General features: G+C 58.6%; 21 protein-coding genes. 12 read left to right on the top strand and 9 right to left on the bottom strand.

Annotated features, from left to right (window positions below; all coding sequences use genetic code 11):
* Positions 1-222: 222 nt before the first annotated feature.
* From DT23_RS03760 to nadC, 7 genes are all read left to right on the top strand, one after another.
* Entirely contained in the window at positions 223-816 is a 594-nt protein-coding gene (locus tag DT23_RS03760) for a Maf family protein (protein WP_038128383.1), read from the top strand.
* Positions 813-1652 (top strand): shikimate dehydrogenase, encoded by an 840-nt coding sequence (locus DT23_RS03755; protein ID WP_038128380.1) that lies wholly within the window; start codon positions 813-815, stop codon positions 1650-1652. The genes DT23_RS03760 and DT23_RS03755 overlap by 4 nt, the downstream gene beginning before the upstream one ends.
* Positions 1649-2248: a dephospho-CoA kinase gene (coaE, locus tag DT23_RS03750; RefSeq protein WP_038128377.1), complete on the top strand. Its 600-nt coding sequence runs from the start codon at positions 1649-1651 to the stop codon at positions 2246-2248. Before DT23_RS03755 ends, coaE begins: the two co-directional genes overlap by 4 nt.
* Positions 2241-2936: a DNA polymerase III subunit epsilon gene (gene dnaQ, locus DT23_RS03745; protein ID WP_038128374.1), complete on the top strand. Its 696-nt coding sequence runs from the start codon at positions 2241-2243 to the stop codon at positions 2934-2936. The genes coaE and dnaQ overlap by 8 nt, the downstream gene beginning before the upstream one ends.
* A 103-nt stretch (positions 2937-3039) precedes the next feature.
* Entirely contained in the window at positions 3040-4092 is a 1053-nt protein-coding gene (gene nadA, locus DT23_RS03740; RefSeq protein WP_038128373.1) for a quinolinate synthase NadA, read from the top strand.
* Complete coding sequence (locus DT23_RS03735; RefSeq protein ID WP_038128369.1) at positions 4089-5639, top strand: L-aspartate oxidase; 1551 nt, start codon at positions 4089-4091, stop codon at positions 5637-5639. The genes nadA and DT23_RS03735 overlap by 4 nt, the downstream gene beginning before the upstream one ends.
* Position 5640: 1 nt before the next feature.
* Positions 5641-6477: a carboxylating nicotinate-nucleotide diphosphorylase gene (gene nadC, locus DT23_RS03730; RefSeq protein ID WP_038128366.1), complete on the top strand. Its 837-nt coding sequence runs from the start codon at positions 5641-5643 to the stop codon at positions 6475-6477.
* Between the two features lie 4 nt (positions 6478-6481).
* Here the strand turns inward: nadC and DT23_RS03725 are convergent, their stop codons facing one another.
* From DT23_RS03725 to DT23_RS03690, 8 genes are all read right to left on the bottom strand, one after another.
* Positions 6482-6967: an RNA pyrophosphohydrolase gene (locus tag DT23_RS03725; RefSeq protein WP_038128365.1), complete on the bottom strand. Its 486-nt coding sequence runs from the start codon at positions 6965-6967 to the stop codon at positions 6482-6484.
* Positions 6968-6997: 30 nt separating this feature from the next.
* Positions 6998-8404: a S41 family peptidase gene (locus DT23_RS03720; protein ID WP_051697029.1), complete on the bottom strand. Its 1407-nt coding sequence runs from the start codon at positions 8402-8404 to the stop codon at positions 6998-7000.
* Positions 8405-8406: 2 nt separating this feature from the next.
* Complete coding sequence (locus tag DT23_RS03715) at positions 8407-9552, bottom strand: murein hydrolase activator EnvC family protein (RefSeq protein ID WP_038128364.1); 1146 nt, start codon at positions 9550-9552, stop codon at positions 8407-8409.
* Entirely contained in the window at positions 9549-11069 is a 1521-nt protein-coding gene (gene gpmI / locus DT23_RS03710) for a 2,3-bisphosphoglycerate-independent phosphoglycerate mutase (RefSeq protein WP_038128362.1), read from the bottom strand. Before gpmI ends, DT23_RS03715 begins: the two co-directional genes overlap by 4 nt.
* A gap of 72 nt (positions 11070-11141) precedes the next feature.
* A complete protein-coding gene (locus DT23_RS03705) occupies positions 11142-11858 on the bottom strand; it encodes a class I SAM-dependent methyltransferase (RefSeq protein WP_051697028.1) in 717 nt (238 codons plus the stop codon).
* 32 nt (positions 11859-11890) lie between these two features.
* A complete protein-coding gene (rlmH, locus tag DT23_RS03700; protein WP_038128360.1) occupies positions 11891-12358 on the bottom strand; it encodes a 23S rRNA (pseudouridine(1915)-N(3))-methyltransferase RlmH in 468 nt (155 codons plus the stop codon).
* Positions 12359-12371: 13 nt separating this feature from the next.
* The gene (gene rsfS / locus DT23_RS03695) at positions 12372-12755 is read right to left on the bottom strand and encodes a ribosome silencing factor (protein ID WP_038128484.1); all 384 of its coding nucleotides are present in this window, start codon (positions 12753-12755) and stop codon (positions 12372-12374) included.
* 132 nt (positions 12756-12887) lie between these two features.
* Positions 12888-14231, bottom strand: coding sequence for a mechanosensitive ion channel family protein (locus DT23_RS03690; RefSeq protein ID WP_051697027.1), 1344 nt, complete (start codon positions 14229-14231; stop codon positions 12888-12890).
* A 256-nt stretch (positions 14232-14487) separates the two neighbouring features.
* On the opposite strand from DT23_RS03690, the gene leuC reads away from it, so the two are divergent.
* The 5 genes from leuC to DT23_RS03665 all read left to right on the top strand — a co-directional run bounded on the left by leuC (position 14488) and on the right by DT23_RS03665 (position 19303).
* The gene (gene leuC / locus DT23_RS03685) at positions 14488-15912 is read left to right on the top strand and encodes a 3-isopropylmalate dehydratase large subunit (protein ID WP_038128359.1); all 1425 of its coding nucleotides are present in this window, start codon (positions 14488-14490) and stop codon (positions 15910-15912) included.
* Between the two features lie 10 nt (positions 15913-15922).
* A complete protein-coding gene (leuD, locus tag DT23_RS03680; protein ID WP_038128357.1) occupies positions 15923-16528 on the top strand; it encodes a 3-isopropylmalate dehydratase small subunit in 606 nt (201 codons plus the stop codon).
* A 113-nt stretch (positions 16529-16641) separates the two neighbouring features.
* On the top strand, positions 16642-17160 hold the full coding sequence (locus DT23_RS03675; RefSeq protein ID WP_038128355.1) for an HdeD family acid-resistance protein: 519 nt from the start codon (positions 16642-16644) through the stop codon (positions 17158-17160).
* 296 nt (positions 17161-17456) lie between these two features.
* Entirely contained in the window at positions 17457-18257 is an 801-nt protein-coding gene (locus tag DT23_RS03670; RefSeq protein ID WP_240473537.1) for a hypothetical protein, read from the top strand.
* Entirely contained in the window at positions 18143-19303 is a 1161-nt protein-coding gene (locus DT23_RS03665; protein ID WP_081846903.1) for an endonuclease/exonuclease/phosphatase family protein, read from the top strand. The genes DT23_RS03670 and DT23_RS03665 overlap by 115 nt, the downstream gene beginning before the upstream one ends.
* Here the strand turns inward: DT23_RS03665 and DT23_RS03660 are convergent.
* Positions 19267-20286, bottom strand: a 1020-nt coding sequence (locus tag DT23_RS03660) for a Rossmann-fold NAD(P)-binding domain-containing protein (protein ID WP_240473536.1), incomplete at its 5' end; no start/stop codon positions are given. The two genes, DT23_RS03665 and DT23_RS03660, sit on opposite strands and share 37 nt — an antisense overlap.

Genomic DNA, 20286 nt, shown 5'->3' with positions numbered 1-20286 from the left:
TAGTTAAATATTAATGATATATCTTACAAGCGTTTCTGTGGATAACTCTTGGGATGAAACCACAGTCGCGGCGTTTGCGCACATCCCCGCGATCTTGGGTTCCACAGGTGGACAACTTTCGTGGATCAACCGTGGAACGCCACGAGATGGTGGAGAAATCCATCAAAGCCAGTTATGCCCAGATCCATCCCTAGGGTTCTACATCGGGTTATCCACACAGCTATGAACATCCTCCTCGCCTCCGCTTCCGAGATCCGCGCGCAGCTTTTGCGCAACGCCGGACTGGATGTCACAGCATTACCCGCCCGTATTGACGAAGACGCGATCCGTCACGGCTTGCAAGCCGAGGCGGCGCATCCGCGTGACGTTGCGGACCTTCTGGCGGAAATGAAAGCGGCCAAGATCTCTGGCAAAGCGCCCGGAAAACTCGTCCTTGGCGCCGATCAAGTGCTTGACCTTAAAGGTGAGATATTTGCCAAGCCTGAAACACCGGATGACGCTCGCGCTCAGCTGCGTGCGCTGTCGGGTCAGACTCACAAGCTGCTATCTGCCTTGGTCGCGATCCGGGATGGCAAGCCGCTTTGGCGCCATGTCGCAGAGGTGCGCCTCACTATGCACCCGCTTACCGAGCCGTTCATCGACGCCTATGTTACGCGCAATTGGGACAGCATCCGTCATGCGGTCGGATGCTACAAACTCGAAGAAGAAGGCGTGCGGCTTTTCTCTCGCGTCGAAGGCGACTATTTTGCTGTTCTGGGACTACCCTTAATGGAATTTCTCAACTGGCTACGCGCACGAGGAGAGCTGAGCACATGAGCGATCATCCCAGAATACCGATTGCAGGCGTGATCGGCTCGCCCATCGCGCATTCGCGCTCGCCAGCCCTGTTCCGTCATTGGTTTCAGCAATACGGCGTTCGCGGTCATTATGTGCCCCTAGACGTCGCACCCGATGATCTTGAAACCGTCCTGCGCACCCTGCCAAAGGCGGGTTTCGTTGGCGTGAACGTGACGATCCCGCATAAGATCCGCGCGCTTGAAATAGCCGATGTGATTTCAGACCGTGCCGCGCTTATCGGCGCTGCGAATACGCTGATCTTCCGCCAAGACGGTAAAATTCATGCCGATAATACAGACGGTTACGGATTTATCTCCAACCTTAAGCAATATGCGCCGGGTTGGAATGCAAGCAGCGGGTCAGCAGCCGTGTTCGGTGCGGGTGGCGCTGCGCGTGCTATCGTGGCGTCTCTTTTGGAAACTGGCGCCCCTGAAATCCGCATTTCAAACCGCACCCGCGCGCGCGCTGATGCCCTGCGTGCCGAATTTGGTGCGCGCATCGTCGTTTACGATTGGGTGCAGGCCGGTAATATGATTGAGGGCGCGACGACTATCGTCAACACGACTTCGCTTGGCATGACCGGAAAACAAGAATTTCGCGTGCCACTCGATGCCCTCACCCCCGGCGCGACCTGTTGCGATCTTGTTTATACGCCACTGAAAACGAAGTTCCTGACAGAGGCGGAAGATGCCGGGTGTACCATCGTCGATGGATTGGGCATGTTGCTCCATCAGGCGGTGCCCGGTTTTGAGCGCTGGTTCGGCCATCGACCCGAAGTCACCGACGGGTTGCGCGAAGCGGTCTTGAACGCATGACTAGGCCCTTCTTGCTTGGCCTAACGGGCTCGATCGGCATGGGTAAATCCACAACCGCCGCGATGTTCGCCGCAGAGGGCGTGCCGGTTTGGGATGCCGACGCCTGCGTGCATGATCTTTACGCCAAAGACGGAGCGGCCGTCGCCCCAATCGCCGCAGTCTTTCCCGAAGCAATTCGTGACGGTGCAGTAAGCCGCGACGTGCTCAAAACGCGCCTTGCACAAGACAAACAGGCTCTAAACCGCCTTGAATCCATCGTTCATCCGCTGACGACGCAATCGCGCAAGGCCTTTGTTGCAGCCCATCCCAACGCGGATCTGATCCTACTCGACATCCCGCTTTTGTTTGAAACCGGGGCCGATCAAGCCTGCGATGCAACGCTTGTGGTCACTGCCCCGCCCGAGATTCAACGCGCTCGTGTTCTGGATCGCCCCGGTATAACCGACGCTCAGCTTGATCTCATTCTTTCCCGCCAGATGCCCGATGCGCAAAAACGCGCGCGCGCCACCTATGTCATCGAAACCCAAAGTCTTGAGCAAACCCACGCAGATGTGCGACACCTGATTGCGCAGATCAGGGAGACCCGCGATGCGTGAAATCGTTCTCGATACCGAAACCACGGGTTTTGAGCCGGGTGAAGGCGACCGCATTGTCGAGATCGGCGCGATTGAGCTGTTCAACCACATGCCGACGGGCCGCACCTATCACCAATACATCAACCCCGAGCGCAAGATGCCGCAATCGGCGTTCGAGGTGCACGGGCTGGGTGATGACTTCCTGTCCGACAAACCCAGGTTTGCCGAGATCGGATTAGATTTCCTTAATTTCATCGGCCCGGAATCAAAATTGGTTATCCATAACGCCAAATTTGACATGAAATTCCTCAACGCCGAGCTAAGCTGGGCAAAGATGGAGCTGATCGCGAACGAGCGCGCGCTTGATACGCTGGCCATCGCGCGGCGCAAATTTCCCGGTTCGCCCGCTTCGCTTGATGCGCTGTGTCGGCGTTTCAATATCGACAATTCGTCGCGTACGCTGCACGGCGCATTGCTTGATAGTGAAATTTTGGCCGAGGTCTATCTTGAACTGATCGGTGGTCGCCAGCCTGGCTTTGGCCTGCAACTTGCCAGCGATAACAAGGACAAAGGCGCTCAAACTAGCAACTGGCGTCCGCAACCGCGCCCCACGCCCTTACCGCCCCTGCTTAGCGCCGAAGAAGCCGAAGCACACGCCGCTTTCGTCGCTAAAATCGGCGAAAACGCGATCTGGAAGCGGTTTGAATAGGCGGAAACCAGTGTTTTGCGCAGGTTTCGCCGTGTTTCCCATTTAACCTTGCGTTAACTGTGCCTACATCCAAGACCTGTTTCGAGCTTGAGGGAGGATACCCATGCTGGACCTGACCACGATGCGTGCCACTTTGGCCGAGATCTATGATCTTGCGCCCTCGATGGATCTGGCCGAGGAGATGCGCGATATCCACGCCAAGATGGATCGGGTCGTTCCGCTTCCTGACTTCGCACGTTACGCGCCCTACATCCGCGCCATCAACAAGCTGAAGCGCGAGAAGAACGCGGTGATCCTTGCGCATAACTATATGACGCCGGAAATCTACCACGGCGTGGCAGATGTTGTGGGTGATAGCCTGCAATTGGCCATTGAGGCGACCAAGGTTCAGGCCGATACCATCGTGCAATGCGGTGTGCATTTCATGGCCGAAACGTCGAAAATCCTGAACCCCGCCAAGACTGTGCTGATCCCCGATGTCAAAGCGGGCTGCTCTCTCGCGGAATCGATCACCGCCGAGGGGATCGCCGAGATGCGCGCGAAATATCCCGGCGCGCCGGTCGTGAGCTACGTTAACACCACCGCCGAGGTGAAGGCGGCCTCGGACATTTGCTGCACCTCTTCCAATGCGGCCCAGATCGTTGCAGAAATGGATAGCGATGTGGTAATTATGACGCCAGATCAATATCTTGCGCAGAATGTCGCCAATGAGGTGCCGCAGAAAAAGGTCGTCTGGTGGGAAGGTTCCTGCATCGTGCATGAGCAATATACCAAGGACGATATTAACGCTTTCCGCGCGCTCAATTCCGATACCCGCATCATCGCGCATCCCGAATGCCCGCCTGATGTGGTGGCTGTGTCGGATTTCTCGGGCTCGACGTCGGGGATTATAGACTACGTGACGCGCGAAATGCCGGGCAGCGCGATGTTGGTTACCGAATGCTCAATGGCCTCAAACATCGCCGATGCCCTGCCCGAGGTCGATTTCACCGGGCCGTGCAACATGTGTCCCTATATGAAGAAGATCACGCTCGAGAAAATCCTGTGGTCGCTGCATACCGGCACCGAGGCGGTTGAGGTCGACCCCCAGATCGCCGCCAAGGCGAAAATCGCCGTTGAGCGGATGATTGAGCTTTCGCAGGCTTTGGCCAAGTGATCGAAACCAATCGCATCATCATCGTCGGCGCCGGGCTTGGTGCGCTGTATGCCGCGCTAAAACTCGCGCCGCGTCCGGTTCTGGTGATTTCGCCTGAGACACTGGGCGAAGGGGCGTCTTCGGCTTGGGCGCAAGGTGGTGTGGCCGCGGCAATGGCTGCGGGCGACACCGCCGAGGCCCATGCGCGCGACACGGTCACGGCAGGCGCGGGCACGGTATCGCCCGAGATCGCGCGACTGGTCACTGACGAGGCGCGCCAGCATATTCTGGAGCTGACCAATCTTGGCACGCCCTTTGATCGCGACGCGGAGGGCGGCTATGTGATGTCGCGCGAGGCGGCGCATTCTCAGGCTCGCGTGGTGCGGGTCAAGGGCGATCAGGCCGGTCGCGAAATCATGCAGACGCTAATCGGTGCGGTGCGGAAATCACCTTCGATTCAAGTGCTTGAGGGGGTTCTAGCCCAAGGGCTTGAGGTCAAGGACGGCACGGTCACCGGCGTGTGGATTGAGCGCGCCTATGCGCCCTCGGGCGCTACGTTGATCCGCAGTCCCGCTGTGTTACTGGCAGGCGGCGGCTCTGGCGGGTTGTTTGCCGTGACGACCAATCCGCCGCGTATTCGCGGGCAGGTGATCGGTATGGCGGCGCGGGCTGGTGCGCGTATCGCGGATCCCGAATTCGTGCAGTTTCACCCGACCGCAATTGCGAGCGGTGAGGACCCCGCCCCGCTGGCAACCGAGGCTTTACGCGGCGAAGGCGCGACGCTGATCAACATCGCGGGTGAACGGTTTATGCTGGCCGTGCATCCCGATGCAGAATTGGCGCCACGCGACATCGTGGCCCGCGCCGTGTATCTTGAACGTCAGGCGGGTCGCGAGCCTGCACTCGATACCCGCGCGGCGCTGGGCGCAGAGGTTTTGACCCGGTTTCCGGCCGTTGCGGAATCGTGCAAACGCGCCGGAATAGACCCTGTTTCACAGCCCATTCCCGTAGCCCCCGCCGCGCATTATCACATGGGCGGGATTGATACGGATGAGATGGGCCAAAGTTCGTTGGATCGACTTTGGGTCTGCGGTGAGGCGTCCTCAACTGGTCTGCATGGGGCGAACAGGCTGGCCTCAAACGGGTTGCTTGAGGCGCTCGTTTATGCGCGCATCTGCGCTCTGGGAATTGAGGCTGCATTGGGTGACACTGAGGATGCCGAAGAGGTCTCGCCCGAGTTTTCCGAAGGCAATATCTCGGTAAACGAAGAGCAACTGATGCGCCTGCGCCACGCGATGACCGATGGGGTTGGCGTGGTGCGCGATGCGGCGGGGCTGAAATCGGCGCTGCGTGTCATTGCTGATGTCGAGGCGCATGCTTGCACCGAAACGATGCGCAATATGACGGCGACCGCGACTTTGATCGCGGCGGCGGCGCTGGCGCGCGAGGAAAGCCGGGGTGGGCATTTTCGGTCAGATTTCCCAGACTCAGACCCTAATATGGCCCAAAGAACCAAAATGACGCTGCAAGAGGCGCTGCAAATTCGCGCCCGTGCTTTGGAGGATTGATATGCTGCCCGAGTTGTTGATTGAACCGATTGTGCGCGCTGCGTTGATCGAGGATCTCTCGCCGATGGGTGACGCGACCACCAAGGCGGTGATCCCGGCGGGCAAGACCTATGCGGCGCGGCTGAATGCGCGTGAAGACGGCATCGTTTCGGGAATGCAGGTGGCCGCACTGGCGTTTCGGTTGGTTGATCCGGCGCTGCGGGTGCAGGTGCTCGTGGCGGATGGAACCGCGTGTAAGCCCGGCGACACGCTGATGACGATTGAGGGATTGGCCGCGTCGATCTTGATGGGCGAACGTGTCGCGCTGAATTTCGCGGGCCGGCTGAGTGGTGTTGCGACGAAAACGGCTGCATTCGTGGCGCAAACCAAGGGGACCAAGGCGCGAGTCACCTGCACCCGCAAGACGACGCCGGGCCTGCGGGTGCTGGAAAAGGCGGCGGTAAGCCATGGCGGCGGCTTCAATCATCGCTACGGGCTGTCGGATGCGATCCTGATCAAAGACAATCACATCGCGGCAGCAGGTGGCGTGCGTCAGGTGCTCGAGGCGGCGAAAGCGGCGCGCAGCCACATGATGCGCATTGAGCTAGAAGTGGATACGCTGCGCCAGATGGAGGAGGCGCTGCATATCGGCGGTGCGGATGTGATCTTGCTGGATAACATGACCAGCGATGAGCTGCGCGCTGCGGTCGCGTTGAATGCGGGGCGCGCCACGCTGGAAGCCTCGGGGAACATGAAGCTGGAGCGGATCGCAGAGGTTGCAGCGACCGGCGTCGATTACATTTCGGCAGGCGCGCTGACACATTCGGCGCAAACGCTTGATCTTGGACTCGATTTCTAGGGTTTTAGCGAAGATAGTCCCTGAATTCGGTGCGCACGGATTCGTAGACGTGGCGCTTGAAGGGCACAATCTTGTCGATCAGCTCGTCAAATTTCATCCATTGCCAGACCGAAAATTCGGCGTGTTCTGTGTCGATTTTGACCTGATCGTCACGACCGTTGAACCGATAGAGAAACCATTTCTGCTCTTGCCCGCGCCAGCGCCCGTTCCAAATTTTGGGCACCAGATCGTGGGGCAGTTCGTAGCTGATCCATTTCGAAGTCTTGGCCACCAGTTCGACAAGATCGGGTGTGACTCCGGTTTCTTCTTCCAGCTCGCGCAACGCGGCTTCACGGGGCTTCTCGCCCTTGTCGATCCCGCCTTGCGGCATCTGCCAAGCGGGGCCGGGGTTGTCGATACGCTGCCCGGCAAAGACGCGGCCTTGCGAGTTGAGCAGCACCACACCGACATTGCGACGATAGGGAAGTTTGGAAATTTCTTCTGGGGTCATATGAAAAAGGGGCCCGAAGGCCCCTCTCCTTTAGTTCTTCTTGGTGTCATCTTTTTTCGCAGGGGTCGCTTCGGCCTTTTGCGTTGGCTGATCTGCTTGCTGATCCGAAGACAGCGCTGAAAGCCCTTGGATCAGATCAACGGCGTAAGACATCTGGAAATCTTCGAGGCGGCGCTTGGCGGCCTCGCCAGCTTTGGTGCGTTCGTCCAAAGCCTGTTTCTTTTCGTCTTCCGTCATCGAGTCATTGGTGATCGCGCCCTTCAGATCTGCTTCCGACGTCACTTTGCGTTTCGGCGCATCGTCTTTGGCGGCCTCATCTTCCTGCGGCGTATCAAGCTGGGGTACGACGACATTGGGCGAAATCCCAAGGCTTTGGATCGAGCGACCCGAGGGCGTGTAATAGCGCGCCGTGGTGAGGCGCATCGCACCCTCGCCCTTGATCGGCATCACCGTCTGAACCGAGCCTTTGCCGAAGCTTTTGGTCCCCACGACGATGGCGCGGTGATGGTCTTGCAGCGCGCCCGTCACGATTTCCGAGGCTGAGGCAGAGCCGCCATTGATCAGCACGACAACCGGCTTGCCATCCGCCAGATCGCCGGGCGTTGCGTTGAAGCGCTCACTGTCTTGCGGATTGCGGCCACGGGTCGAAACGATTTCCCCTTTGTCGAGGAAGGCATCCGAAACCTTGATCGCCTGCGTCAGCAAGCCACCGGGGTTATTTCGCAGATCGACGATAAACCCATCGACCTTATCCATCCCGCCAATTTCCTTGACCTGCTCTTTGATCGAGGATTCGAGGTTCGCATAGGTCTGGTCGTTAAAGGTCGTGACCCGCAAGATCACCGTATCGCCATCGTGACGGCCCTTAACGGCGGTCAGCTTGATCGTGTCGCGGGTCAGCGTGACGTCGAAGGGCTCTTTTTCACCTTCGCGCACGATGGTGATCTTGATTTCCGAACCGACCGGCCCGCGCATTTTGTCCACGGCTTCATCAAGGGGCAGGCCCATCAAAGACTCGCCATCGACGGCTGTAATGAAATCACCCGATTTGATCCCGGCTTCAGCGGCTGGCGTGCCATCCATTGGCGAGACGACTTTGACGAAACCGTCTTCCTGCGTCACCTCGATCCCGAGACCACCAAACGAGCCGCGCGTTTGCACGCGCATATCAGAGAAATCATTGGGCGGCAGGTAGCTGGAATGGGGGTCGAGCGAGCTGAGCATGCCGTTGATCGCGGCTTCAATCAGCTTCTTGGAATCGACGGGCTCGACGTAATCCTCGCGGATTTTCTCGAAGATATCGCCAAACAGATCCAGTTGTTGATAAACTGAATCGGGTTTCTTTGCCTCTTGCGCCATCAGCGGCGCAGCCACCTGTGTCGAAAGAACGGCGCCTGCTAACGTGCCGCCGAGCGCGGCCATCATGAACTTTTTCATACTCAACCTTTGTCGCCTTTCGTCTGGGTGAACCACGGGGCCGGGTCCACGGGCGTGTCGCCCTTTCGCAGCTCTAAATAAAGCGTGGCGCTTTGCCCTGCGCTACCGCCGTCTTGCGCCGCTTGCACGAATTCTTTGCCGAATTCCTTTGCTCCCGGCGCTATTCCGCCCATTAAACCTATCGGTGCCCCCTTTTGAAGCACATCTCCCGTCTCACCATAGACTGTTCCCAGCCCTGCTAGAACCAGAAGATATCCTTCCGCTGGCTCAAGCACCATCACATTTCCGTAGTCAAGCAATGGCCCACGATATCTGATCGTCGCAGGCCAGGGCGTGGTGACCAGCGCTGCGGGGGCCGTCGCGATCACAAGCCCGGGACGTTTGATGCCTGCCGCATCGGTTTCGTTGAAATGGCGCAGCAGCGAACCGATCACCGGCAGTTTCAGCGTGCCTTCGGCGCCCGCGAAGTCATCCATCGGCGGGCCGATATCGGTTTCCATCCCGCTGAGGCCGGTGGCGAACCCTTCCAGCGTATCGGCGCTGTTGACCAGTTTGCGCAGCTCTTCGGGTTCCTCAAGATAACGTTGAGGCAGCTTTGTGCGTTCAGATATCGCGTCAGACAGCGCCGTGCGCGCTTGCGTGACCGAGGTCATGCCCTGTTCGAGCACCGAGCGCGCATTTTCCTGCAATTTCCGTAAGGTAGCGATCTCATCAAGCTGTTTGCGCAGACCTTCCGCTTCTTGTTGCAGCGCAGGCGCGACCGACGATAGCACCATCCCCGAGCGCGCAGACCCTTCCGGCCCCGAGGGGTGCAGCAGCAAAAGCGGGCCATCTGATTGCTGCATCGTCGACATCACAGCCAGCAAGCTGCCCAGTTCCTCGCGCTTCGCATCAAAGCCTTGTTTGATTTCATTTTCGCGGATCGCCGCCCGGCGCAGCCCGTCACGCAGCGCGCCCAAGCCAACCTCATAGGCCGAGATCGTTTTGGTCAACGCGCCCACGCGGTCGGCTTTGGTGTTTGCGTCATCCAGCGCCGTAATCGCCTTGCGCAGATCGCTGGCGGCGGACATGGCCGTGTCGGCCGCAGTTTCGGCCTGCGCGGCTGCGCCCGTCAGCAGGAAAGTGGCAAGAAGAGCGGCGCGTATCACGTTTCGATCAGGCTCTTTCCGGTCATTTCGGGCGGAATCGGCAGGCCCATCAGCTCTAGCAGGCTTGGCGCAAGATCAGCCAGCCGTCCCTTGTGCAGCTTGGCGCCTTTTGGTCCACCCACCAGCGCCACGGGCACAAGATTGGTCGTGTGTGCCGTATGCGGCCCGCCGGTTACCGGGTCGATCATGGTTTCGCAATTGCCGTGATCGGCGGTGATGATCATCGCACCGCCCGCCTTGTTCAGCGCCTCAACGACGCGGCCAATGTCGCGATCCACCTCTTCGCAAGCCGCCATCGCCGCCTCAAGCGAGCCGGTGTGACCGACCATATCGCCATTGGCGTAGTTCACGATGATCAGGTCGTAACCGGCCTCAATCGCGCCGATGAGATGCTCGGTCACTTCGGGCGCGCTCATTTCCGGCTGCATGTCATAGGTCGCCACTTTCGGCGATTTTGGCATGAAGCGATCTTCGCCCTGCCAAGGTTCTTCGCGCCCGCCATTCAGGAAGAAGGTGACATGGGGGTATTTCTCGGTTTCGGCGATGTGAAACTGGGTTTTGCCCTGTTTGGCCACCCATTCGCCCAGCGTGTTAACCAGTTCGCGCTTGGGATAGGCGACGCTCATATAGGCGTTATGGGCCTCGGAATATTGCACCATGCCCAGCATCGCCGCCAGTTTCGGGCGCTTGCCCGTGTCAAACCTGTCAAAATCGGGCGCGCCAATGGCGGCGAGAATTTCGCGCGCGCGATCGGCCCGGAAGTTGAGGCAGAACAGACCATCGCCATCCTTGGCCCCGGCGTAATCGCCGATCACCGTGGGCTGGATGAATTCGTCCATCTCTTTGAGCGCATAGCTTTGGGCCACGGCCTCGGCAGGAGTCGCGGCATGCTCCCCCTCCCCCTTCATCATCGCATCATAGGCGCGCCCGACCCGATCCCAGCGATTGTCGCGATCCATTGCAAAATAACGCCCGATCACAGTCGCAATCGTGCAGCCCTCGGGCAGCCGTGCGACCAGATCATCAATGAAGCGTTTCGCGCTATCAGGAGCCACATCGCGCCCGTCGGTAATCGCGTGAACGACCACCGGAATACCAGCATCCGAGATCATCTTGCAGGCCGCCAGAAGGTGTTCGATATGGCCATGCACGCCACCATCCGAGACAACGCCCATCAGATGCGCGCGACCGTCTGTGCCTTTTAGCGTGTCGATAAAGCTAAGGATTGCTTCGTTTTTGAAAAACGAACCATCCTCAATCGCCAGATCAATTTGCCCCAAATCCATCGCTACGACCCGGCCCGCGCCGATATTGGTGTGACCGACCTCGGAATTGCCCATCTGTCCGGTTGGCAAACCGACATCGGGGCCAAATGTGACCAGCGTCGCTTTCGTGCCATTACCCCAGATCGCGTCGATATTGGGGGTGTTGGCCAGCGCTGGGGCGTTACCCTCGGTCTCGGGGCGTTCACCCCAACCGTCGAGAATGCACAAGATCACCGGTTTCGGATTGCTCATCGCCACCTCCTGCTAGCTGTTGATGTTGTTTACGCGTCTGGCGAGAAACGAGCAACCGCCTCGCCCATTGACTTACTGGGCGAATAGCAAGCGTTGCCGCTTGGGGGTATCGCTAATGACGGTTTGCTTTGTTTCTGCAAGTAACGTGCGCAGCGCCGCGTCCGGGTTGTTACGATAGTACGGTCGCACGTCGAGAATCACGGCGCCCCCCGATTTGACCGTCTGCAACATCAGATCCAGATACTCACCGATCGGGTAGTGGAAACCACACGAGATGAGGCTGGTAACTAAGTCACCCGATACGTCCGCCAAACTGTCAGTATCAAGGCGCGGATTGAGCGCTTGCACATCGCGCGCGCCGTTATCCTCAAGAAAGGCCTTGGCTGCGGCGAGCGAGGCATAGCCCGCACCGCTCTCTTTCCAACGGTGATATTGGTCACTGGTTTCTTCGATATCAATCAATGTGATACGCGAGTCGTAGGCCTTGACCATGAGCACATCGTTAAGCGCCTGACCGCAGCCGATATCTATGACGTGGCGCGGCGTGCGTCCGGCCTTGGCCAGCCCCGCACACAGGGGCACGAATTCTTCGTAGACCTCGGACAAGGCGCCGTTGAATATTTCGTCGCGCCGTGCTTCGGCTTCGGCATTGAGGATTGAACGGTCGCCAGCTTCCCAAGCCAGCCGGGATTTGCGGCTGATTTGCGTTGTGCGTTGAAAGCCGATTAACGCGATTGCAGGCGTCGGAATTGCCTTGGAAGAAATTCCGGTCAGGTCAATTTGCGTCATCTGTTTGATCCTTAAGGGAATTGGCGTGGAAATTACGCGCGATGATAAGGTGTGCCTGCGATAATCTGCCCGGCGCGGTAGATTTGTTCGGCCAACATGACGCGGGCCAGCATATGGGGCCAGACCATTTTGCCGAAAGAGATCGAGAAATCAGCTTTGGCACGCAGATCGGGCGCGATGCCATCCGCGCCACCAATCACGAATGTCACATCGCGCGCGCTGTCACGCCATGACCCCAGCTTTTGCGCAAACTCGGGTGACGAGATCAAGCTGCCGCGCTCATCCAAGGTGACGATCACGGAACCATCGGGGATCGCGCGGGATAAAAGCTGCGCTTCGGCCTCTTGGCCCAAGCCTTTTTTATCCTCAACTTCGATCAGTTGCGCGGGGCCAAGGCCCATTCCTCGCCCCGATTTCTCAAACCGGGAGAGGTAGTCGTCGATCAACGCGCGCTCGGGGGATTTGCGCAGGCGACCGACCGCGCAGATCGTGAGTTTCATCGATCAGCCGCGATCAGACGTCATCGTCAAGCAGGACGCTATCCACGCTTGGCGACATCCACATCTTTTCAAGCTGGTAGAATTCGCGCACTTCAGGGCGGAAGACGTGAACAATCACATCGGCGCTGTCGAGCAGAACCCAATCGCCTTGATCCTTGCCTTCGACTTTGCAGATGCGGCCAAAATCTTGCTTGAGCCGTTCGGACAGGTTTTCAGCGATCGCGCCAACCTGCCGAGAGCTACGCCCCGAGCAGATAACCATGTAATCACCGATAGAAGAGCGGCCACGCAGATCAATTGTGACGATATCTTCGGCTTTATCATCTTCGAGAGATGAAATGACGCGCGCAAGAATTTCGTCGCTCGTCGCGTCAGCACCGAGGGTATGGGCTGTCATAACGACCGCCTTTGTGCCGCTGTCGCCCGACACGCGTAAGAGATGAGACAGGACATAGTCCTCCAAAGGTTGCACGCCAGTCCGGCCCCGGCGCAGGCCATAGTACTAAGGTAACATCGCTTCTGCACGATTTCAATTTTCGCCCTGCGATTTTTGCGGGCTGTTCTGCACAACCAGTGTTGAGCCGTCGAGCATGCGCAGTTCGCGTTGCGGGAAAGGAATGGAGATACCGTTTTTCTTAAACGAATCCCACAGCGCCAGATAGACCGCTCCGCGAACATTTGTAAGCCCTTCAACGGGGTCTGTAATCCAGAATCGCAAGATATAGTCAACAGAACTGTCGCCAAAGCCTGTGATGTGGCACACTGCGGGACGGTTCGAGAGCACACGATCCGCCGAGAGCGCGGCCTCAATCGCGATTTTGCGCACCAGATGCGGATCATCGTGATAGGAGGTGCCGAATTCCAGATCGACGCGCACGAACTCGTTTGAATGCGACCAGTTGACGACCTGTCCGGTGATCAGATCCTCGTTTGGAATTAGGTATTCCTTGCCGTCTCGGGTGACGACGCTGACATAGCGCGCCCCAAGTGAGGCGATCCAGCCAAAGGTCTCGCCAAGACTAATCACGTCGCCGGGCTTGATCGACTTGTCGAGCAGGATGATCACGCCCGACACAAGGTTAGAGACGACTTTTTGCAACCCGAAGCCCAAGCCTAGGCCAATCGCGCCCGATAAGAACGCCAACCCGGTGAGGTCGAAGCCGACAGCCTTGACGCCAATAAAGACGGCGGCACCGTATAATAGAACCTGCATCGTCTTGATCGCCAGCTCGGTCATCGACGGGCTGATATCTTCGTTGTGACGCAGGCGCGCTGTGGTTTGACCGGTGATGATACGCGCGATTGATAATAGGGCTGTGGTCAGCACCAGCGCCTTGAGAATTGCCAAAGCAGACAGGCGGAACCCGCCCAGTTCGATGGCGATGGAGTCAAGGACGCGCGCCGTATCATCCCAAAAACCCAAATAATACAGCGTCACCCAGACCCACGCGCCCCAGCTAACGATGCGGCGCAGGAATGAGTTGCGGATCAAGCGCGCAAACAGGCCAACCACAAGCCAAGCGGTGACAAGCGTCGCGGCCAGCACCACCAAAAAGCGCCAGGAGTAGAACCCCTTGACGGCATCAAGGACGAGAACCGACGACCAAGCGAATATAATGAAGAATATCCCGCGCAGCCGCTTGCGAAACAAGATCACCCAGCGCTTGCGTCGCGTGCTCAAGTCGCGGCCACGTGCCCAGTCATCAACTTTGGGGGACAGCCAGATCCGGCCAAGATGGGCCAGCACAAAGCAGCCCACGATGATCGCGAATTGCCAGAGCCGTGAGGGCAGCAGCATCGAGTTGAAGAAAATCGTGACCTGCGCCCAAAGCGCAGTCAGTGTTTTGGCGGTGTCGGGGCTTAGAAAGTCCACATGCACTCCTTTGTGATCACGCTATCAGACCAGCGCAGCAGGTCAAAAGCGACTCTTTTGATTGCCAGCCTGCACGCAACCGCCTATTTAACGGCCCATGACGCGTGTTTTTGACATGGATGACCGCGCCCGCCTACGCGAGCGTTTCTACGGTGAAAGCCGTTCGGTGCTGGCCCGACTTTGATCGGGTAGCCTGCAGGCAGACGCATGCCTGCCCCCATGTTCGACGAATAGCCATCCAAAGAAAGTGAGAGCCATGTCTGCTCCAAAGACCCTCTATGATAAAATCTGGGACGCGCATGTCGTGTCGCAAGACGAAGACGGCACCTGCCTGCTGTATATCGATCGCCACCTCGTGCATGAGGTGACCAGTCCGCAGGCCTTTGAAGGGCTGCGCATGACTGGCCGTGCTGTGCGCGCGCCCGACAAGACCATCGCCGTGCCCGATCACAACGTGCCCACGACGACCGACCGTGCATCGGGTGTGATCGAGAACGAGGAGAGCCGCATTCAGGTCAACGCGCTCGACAAGAACGCGCGCGATTTCGGGGTGCATTACTACCCTGTGTCCGACGTGCGTCAGGGCATCGTGCATATCGTCGGGCCGGAACAGGGCTGGACCTTGCCCGGCATGACCGTGGTTTGCGGTGACAGCCACACCGCAACGCATGGCGCATTTGGCGCGCTGGCACATGGGATCGGCACCTCCGAGGTGGAGCACGTTCTGGCGACCCAGACGCTGATCCAGTCGAAATCCAAGAACATGAAGGTGGAAATCACCGGCAAGCTGCGCCCCGGCGTGACTGCCAAAGACATCACGCTTTCGGTGATCGGGGCGACCGGCACCGCTGGCGGCACTGGCCATGTGATCGAATATTGTGGCGAGGCGATCCGCGCGCTGAGCATGGAAGGCCGCATGACGGTCTGCAACATGGCGATTGAGGGCGGCGCGCGCGCTGGCCTGATCGCGCCGGATGAAACCACGTTTGAATATGTCAAAGGTCGTGCCCATGCCCCGAAAGGTGCGCAATGGGAAGCCGCGCTGAACTGGTGGAAAACGCTGTTCACCGATGAGGGCGCGCATTTCGACAAGGTCGTGACGATCCGCGGTGAAGACATCGCGCCTGTCGTGACCTGGGGCACCTCGCCCGAAGACGTGTTGCCGATCTCGGGCGTCGTTCCTGCGGCTGCCGATTTCAAAGGCGGCAAGGTCGAGGCGGCGCAACGCTCGCTTGATTATATGGGTCTGAAACCGGGCACCAAGTTGGAAGATATCGCGATTGATGTCGTTTTCATCGGCTCGTGTACCAACGGCCGCATCGAAGATCTGCGCGCCGCTGCCGAAGTGGTGAAAGGGCGTAAGCTGGCCGATGGCGTGCGCGCCATGGTCGTCCCGGGCTCGGGTCTTGTGCGCGCGCAGGCCGAGGAAGAAGGACTGGACCAGATTTTCCTTGATGCCGGGTTTGAATGGCGCATGGCGGGTTGTTCGATGTGCCTTGCGATGAACCCCGATCAGCTGGCACCGGGAGAGCGTTGCGCATCGACCTCGAACCGCAACTTTGAGGGGCGTCAGGGCCGCAATGGCCGCACCCATCTGATGAGCCCCGCCATGGCGGCGGCAGCGGCGGTCACCGGCAAGCTCACCGATGTGCGCAAGCTGATGGAACTGGAAGAGGCATAAGGACAGCGACATGGACAAGTTTGAAAAACTCACCGGGGTCGCGGCCCCTATGCCGCTGGTCAATATCGACACCGATATGATCATTCCGAAAAACTTCCTGAAAACGATCAAGCGCTCGGGTCTGGGCGTGCATGCGTTCGCCGAGATGCGCTATGACGACAACGGCAATGAGAACCCCGATTTTGTGCTCAACAAGCCGCAATATCGTGAGGCGCAGGTGTTGGTTGCAGGCGATAACTTCGGCTGTGGTTCATCACGCGAACATGCGCCGTGGGCGCTGGCGGATTTCGGGATCAAGGTCGTGATCTCGACCTCTTTCGCGGATATTTTCTTCAACAACTGCTTCAAGAACGGGATGCTGCCGATTGTGCTGCCCCAAGAGCAGGTCGATCTGTTGATGAAGGATGCCGAGAAAGGGTCGAACGCGCGCATGACCGTCGATTTGGAAAACCAGCAGATCACGACCTCGGAAGGTGATGTCATTCCTTTCGACGTTGACGCGTTCAAGAAGCACTGCCTGCTCGAAGGGCTGGACGATATCGGTCTGACGCTGGCCAAGGCATCGGCTATCGACAGCTTTGAAGCACAGGCTGCCCAATCGCGCCCTTGGGTCTAAGTCGCGCAGATCATGACAGGAAAGGCCGCCTTCGGGCGGTCTTTTTCATAGACGCCGGAACCGTTGAGGCGCAAAAGGGTTTGGCATTTGACATAGCTAGATCGGAGTCCACCATGAAACCTGCGACCTTGTTGATCGTAACCGGTGCAGTCGTGGCTGTGTTTGGCATCCTCGCACTCGCCAATCCCTTTGCGGCCTCGCTGGCCGTCACGACATTCGTCGGCATATTGTTCCTGCTTGGTGGTGTCGCGCAGGCTTGGATATTCTTTAAGGCGTTTGATGCGGGGCATCGCCTGTCGCATGGCGTGATTGCGCTGCTCAATATCGTGGTTGGCGTCTGGCTTTTGGCCAATCCGCTTTCGGGCACGGTCTCGTTGACGCTCGTGGTGGGCGCGCTGTTCCTGATCATGGGGATCGTGCGGCTGATCATGGGGTTCAAACTGACCCAAAGCAAGCTGCGTCCGATCCTGTTGTTGACCGGTCTGGCCTCGGTTGTGATTGGGGTCTTGGTGTTCTCTGACTTCCAAAGTGCTGCCACAAGCTTGCTCGGCGTGTTGCTTGGCGTGCAGCTTCTGCTTGATGGAATCGGGTTGATTGCGTTTGGTCTAAGCGCGCGCCCCCCGCGCGCCTAGCGTCTTAGTAGGCCAATTACAGCGATCAACCACATCTGGTAAAGCCCCCAAGGCTGCCACAGTTTTGCACCGAGTTTGATGCAAAGCCGCACCAGTTCCTCCCCCAAAATGCCAGAAACAGTTTGTTATTGTTAACGAAAGATTGCCAGTGTTGGGGGATGGGGGCAAAATCATGGCGAGAATGAGGCACGCCATCACAATCGGTGGACATCACACGAGACAAGGCCCCGGCATCGTATCGGGACCGTTCGTGATGAAGGGGTAGGACAGTGTTTACACGTCTATTAGGAGCGCTTTTGCGCGCGATAATTATTGGGTTTACGATGTGCATCCCTGCGCTGATGTTGCCCCATACCAATGTCGATACAGCTCAGATCATTGTCGTGGTCGCCTTTTTCGCCGCAGCTCTGACGTTCTTCGAATATGTATCGGTCTATCCGGGGCTTGTTGAATTTCGCGATGCGCCGCCGTTCAATCGCATTCGGTTTTTGGCGCTGTTCTTGATGATCTTCGTGATGTCGACGGCCATCGATGCGCAATACGAACCCGATACATTCAATCGGTTCGTAGGGGCGCTTAGCGAAACGGTCGCGCGCGCGCTCGATATGCCTTACAGCCCTGTGCGTCTGTTCTTGCTGGCGCTGCCAGACTATTCCAGCCCGACTCATATTGAGGCTGTACGTACGGCAGTCGGGACGTCGTATTTCATCACGATTATCATGCTGGTGTATTTCGTGATCAGCATGCGCCTTCACAACTGGCCGCTTGACAAGGGCACGTTCAATGTCTGGGTGAATCTGCCGACTTTTGATCCGACTGCGGGCGGCGATGTTGTTGAGAGGCTGCGGCGCGATTCCTGGTTTAATGTTGCGCTGGGCTTCCTTTTGCCTTTCCTTATCCCTGCGGGAATCAAGCTGATTTCGATGAATATTTCGGTGATCACGCTGGAAAATCCGCATGCGCTGATTTGGACGGTGACAGCATGGGCCTTTCTTCCCGTAAGCCTGTTCATGCGCGGTATCGCGATGGGGCGGGTGGCAACGATGATCGAAGCAAAGCGGCGCGCGCAAGAAGGCGGTGGTTTCGCTCCGGCCTGAGTGTTGCGGCGCTGTTTGCAAGCGCGCTTTCGGTTTCCGCCGAAACGCTGCGCGTTGCGACTTGGGATGTCGAGTTAAGTCGCAAAGGGCCGGGGTTGTTGCTGCGCGATATCTCGGCGGGCAAAGACCCCCAGCTCAAAGCGGTGCGCGAGATTCTTGATCACGTTGATCCCGATGTTTTGTTGCTGATGGGCATTGACTGGGATTACGACGGGCGAGCGCTTGCGGCGCTCAATGCAACGCTTGCCCGGCCTTTCCCGTATCTTTACGCGCCCCAACCGAATGCTGGTTTGCCCAGCGGTGTTGACCTTGATGGAAACGGAGCGCTGGGCGAGGCGCGAGATGCCCAAGGCTATGGTCGGTTTCTGGGTCAAGGTGGCATGGCGATAGTGTCGCGTTTGCCGATCCTAACGACCGACACACACAACTTTTCGACCCTATTATGGCGGGATTTGCCAGAAACATCGGTCAACAACGCGCAGCTCTCAAATGAAGCGCTCGCCGTGCAACGGCTGTCCTCGGTCGGGCATTGGGATGTGCCGGTTGCCATGCCGGATGGCCAAACGCTGCATCTGTTCGCTTTTGCCGCGACCCCGCCCGTGTTTGACGGGCCAGAGGATCGCAACGGCTGGCGGAACCATGACGAGGCGGCGTTTTGGCTACGCTATCTGGATGGCGATTTGGCACAAGCCCCACCCAATGCCCCGTTCGTTTTGTTGGGGGATTTTGATATAGACCCGCAAGATGGCGAGGGTCGGCGCGCCGCGTTGCGCGCGCTGTTAAGCGATCCGCGCTTACAAGATGCCAGTCCCCAAAGCGACGGCGGCAAGCTTGCAGCGGACGCGGATCACAAGGGGGATCCGTCGCAAGACACCGCAGATTTCAACGGGCCGGGCAATTTGCGGGTGGATTATGTGTTACCATCCGCGCGCTTGCAGGTGACGGGGGCCGGCGTCATGTGGCCTGCTCCGGGCGCGCCGCTGGCTAAGGCCGCCGAACGCGCCTCGCGTCACAAGCTTGTTTGGGTCGACATCTTGGCACCATGATCCGGCACGACTTTCATGCCGCGCATATACAGATGCTCAAACACCAGACGTTGCAGGGTTTTAGGCTCGAAGTCGGGGAAAAGCGCCTCAAAATCGGTGCCATCAATCCTGTGGTCCATGTCGTAGAGATAGCGCATCTCGCGCAACTCCCGCGCCAATTCCCAGACCGGCGAGGCCAGCAATAGCGCCGTCCAAGGAAAGCGCTTGATCGCGATCTCGCGCCCCAACTGCCCGGCGAGCTCATCCGCCATTTCGCGAAACGAGAACCTCGTGCCGGGATAGCCCAGATCCAGCAGACCGGGCAGGGAATCCGCCGTATCGGCCAGCGACACAGCGACCTGGGTGAGATCCGCAAGATCGGCATAGACACGCTGCGCCTCGGGCTTGCCCATCGCCGTGATTCGACCTTTACGCACGTTCTTCAGAACCACCCGGTTCAGCAAGGTGTCCGGCGATTCCGGGTTCACGAAATCGCCTGCGCGGAGAAAAACGACCGAGCGCCCCTCGGCGGCGTGTTCGCGATAGCGTTCTTCCATCTTGGCGCGAATGCGACCCTTGCGCGAGCAGGGATGATGGGGCGTGTCGGCGCGCCACGGACTGGGCTCGCGACCGTAAACATAGACATTTGCGGGCACCATCACCGAGGCCCCGCTATCGCGCGCAGCTGACAAAACCTGACTGGTGATCTGGGGTATCTGATGCGCCCAATCATGGTAATTCGGCGGGTTCATCGCGTTGATGATCCAACGCACACCGCGCGCTGCAACCGCCATATCAGTGCCGCGATGATAGCGATCCACATTCCAGCCGGCGGCGCGAAATGCGCGTGCCGCAACCGAGCCAAAATGCCCGCCCATTCCCAGGATCAGCACCCTGCGATTCATTTGCGCCCTCATTCTATGTCTGCTCTTTTTCGCCATGATGCGCCGATCCATCGCAATGCGCGAGTCATCTGCGTTCACACCTGCGAAAGCCTGCCGACG

It is taken from the genome of Thioclava indica (assembly GCF_000714545.1).
Classification (GTDB): Bacteria; Pseudomonadota; Alphaproteobacteria; order Rhodobacterales; family Rhodobacteraceae; genus Thioclava; species Thioclava indica.
The sequence above is the reverse complement of the archived record's forward strand: the minus strand, read 5'-3'. Positions and strand labels throughout refer to the sequence as shown.

Coding starts and splice junctions, on each gene's coding strand:
- DT23_RS03725 (WP_038128365.1), bottom strand. CDS start 6,967: ATGACCCCAGAAGAAATTTCCAAACTTCCCTATCGTCGCAATGTCGGT.
- rsfS (WP_038128484.1), bottom strand. CDS start 12,755: ATGACAGCCCATACCCTCGGTGCTGACGCGACGAGCGACGAAATTCTT.
- DT23_RS03705 (WP_051697028.1), bottom strand. CDS start 11,858: ATGACGCAAATTGACCTGACCGGAATTTCTTCCAAGGCAATTCCGACG.
- gpmI (WP_038128362.1), bottom strand. CDS start 11,069: ATGAGCAATCCGAAACCGGTGATCTTGTGCATTCTCGACGGTTGGGGT.
- nadC (WP_038128366.1), top strand. CDS start 5,641: ATGCTGCCCGAGTTGTTGATTGAACCGATTGTGCGCGCTGCGTTGATC.
- DT23_RS03675 (WP_038128355.1), top strand. CDS start 16,642: ATGAAACCTGCGACCTTGTTGATCGTAACCGGTGCAGTCGTGGCTGTG.
- coaE (WP_038128377.1), top strand. CDS start 1,649: ATGACTAGGCCCTTCTTGCTTGGCCTAACGGGCTCGATCGGCATGGGT.
- dnaQ (WP_038128374.1), top strand. CDS start 2,241: ATGCGTGAAATCGTTCTCGATACCGAAACCACGGGTTTTGAGCCGGGT.
- leuC (WP_038128359.1), top strand. CDS start 14,488: ATGTCTGCTCCAAAGACCCTCTATGATAAAATCTGGGACGCGCATGTC.
- DT23_RS03665 (WP_081846903.1), top strand. CDS start 18,143: ATGGGCCTTTCTTCCCGTAAGCCTGTTCATGCGCGGTATCGCGATGGG.
- nadA (WP_038128373.1), top strand. CDS start 3,040: ATGCTGGACCTGACCACGATGCGTGCCACTTTGGCCGAGATCTATGAT.
- DT23_RS03720 (WP_051697029.1), bottom strand. CDS start 8,404: ATGAAAAAGTTCATGATGGCCGCGCTCGGCGGCACGTTAGCAGGCGCC.
- DT23_RS03755 (WP_038128380.1), top strand. CDS start 813: ATGAGCGATCATCCCAGAATACCGATTGCAGGCGTGATCGGCTCGCCC.
- DT23_RS03760 (WP_038128383.1), top strand. CDS start 223: ATGAACATCCTCCTCGCCTCCGCTTCCGAGATCCGCGCGCAGCTTTTG.
- leuD (WP_038128357.1), top strand. CDS start 15,923: ATGGACAAGTTTGAAAAACTCACCGGGGTCGCGGCCCCTATGCCGCTG.
- rlmH (WP_038128360.1), bottom strand. CDS start 12,358: ATGAAACTCACGATCTGCGCGGTCGGTCGCCTGCGCAAATCCCCCGAG.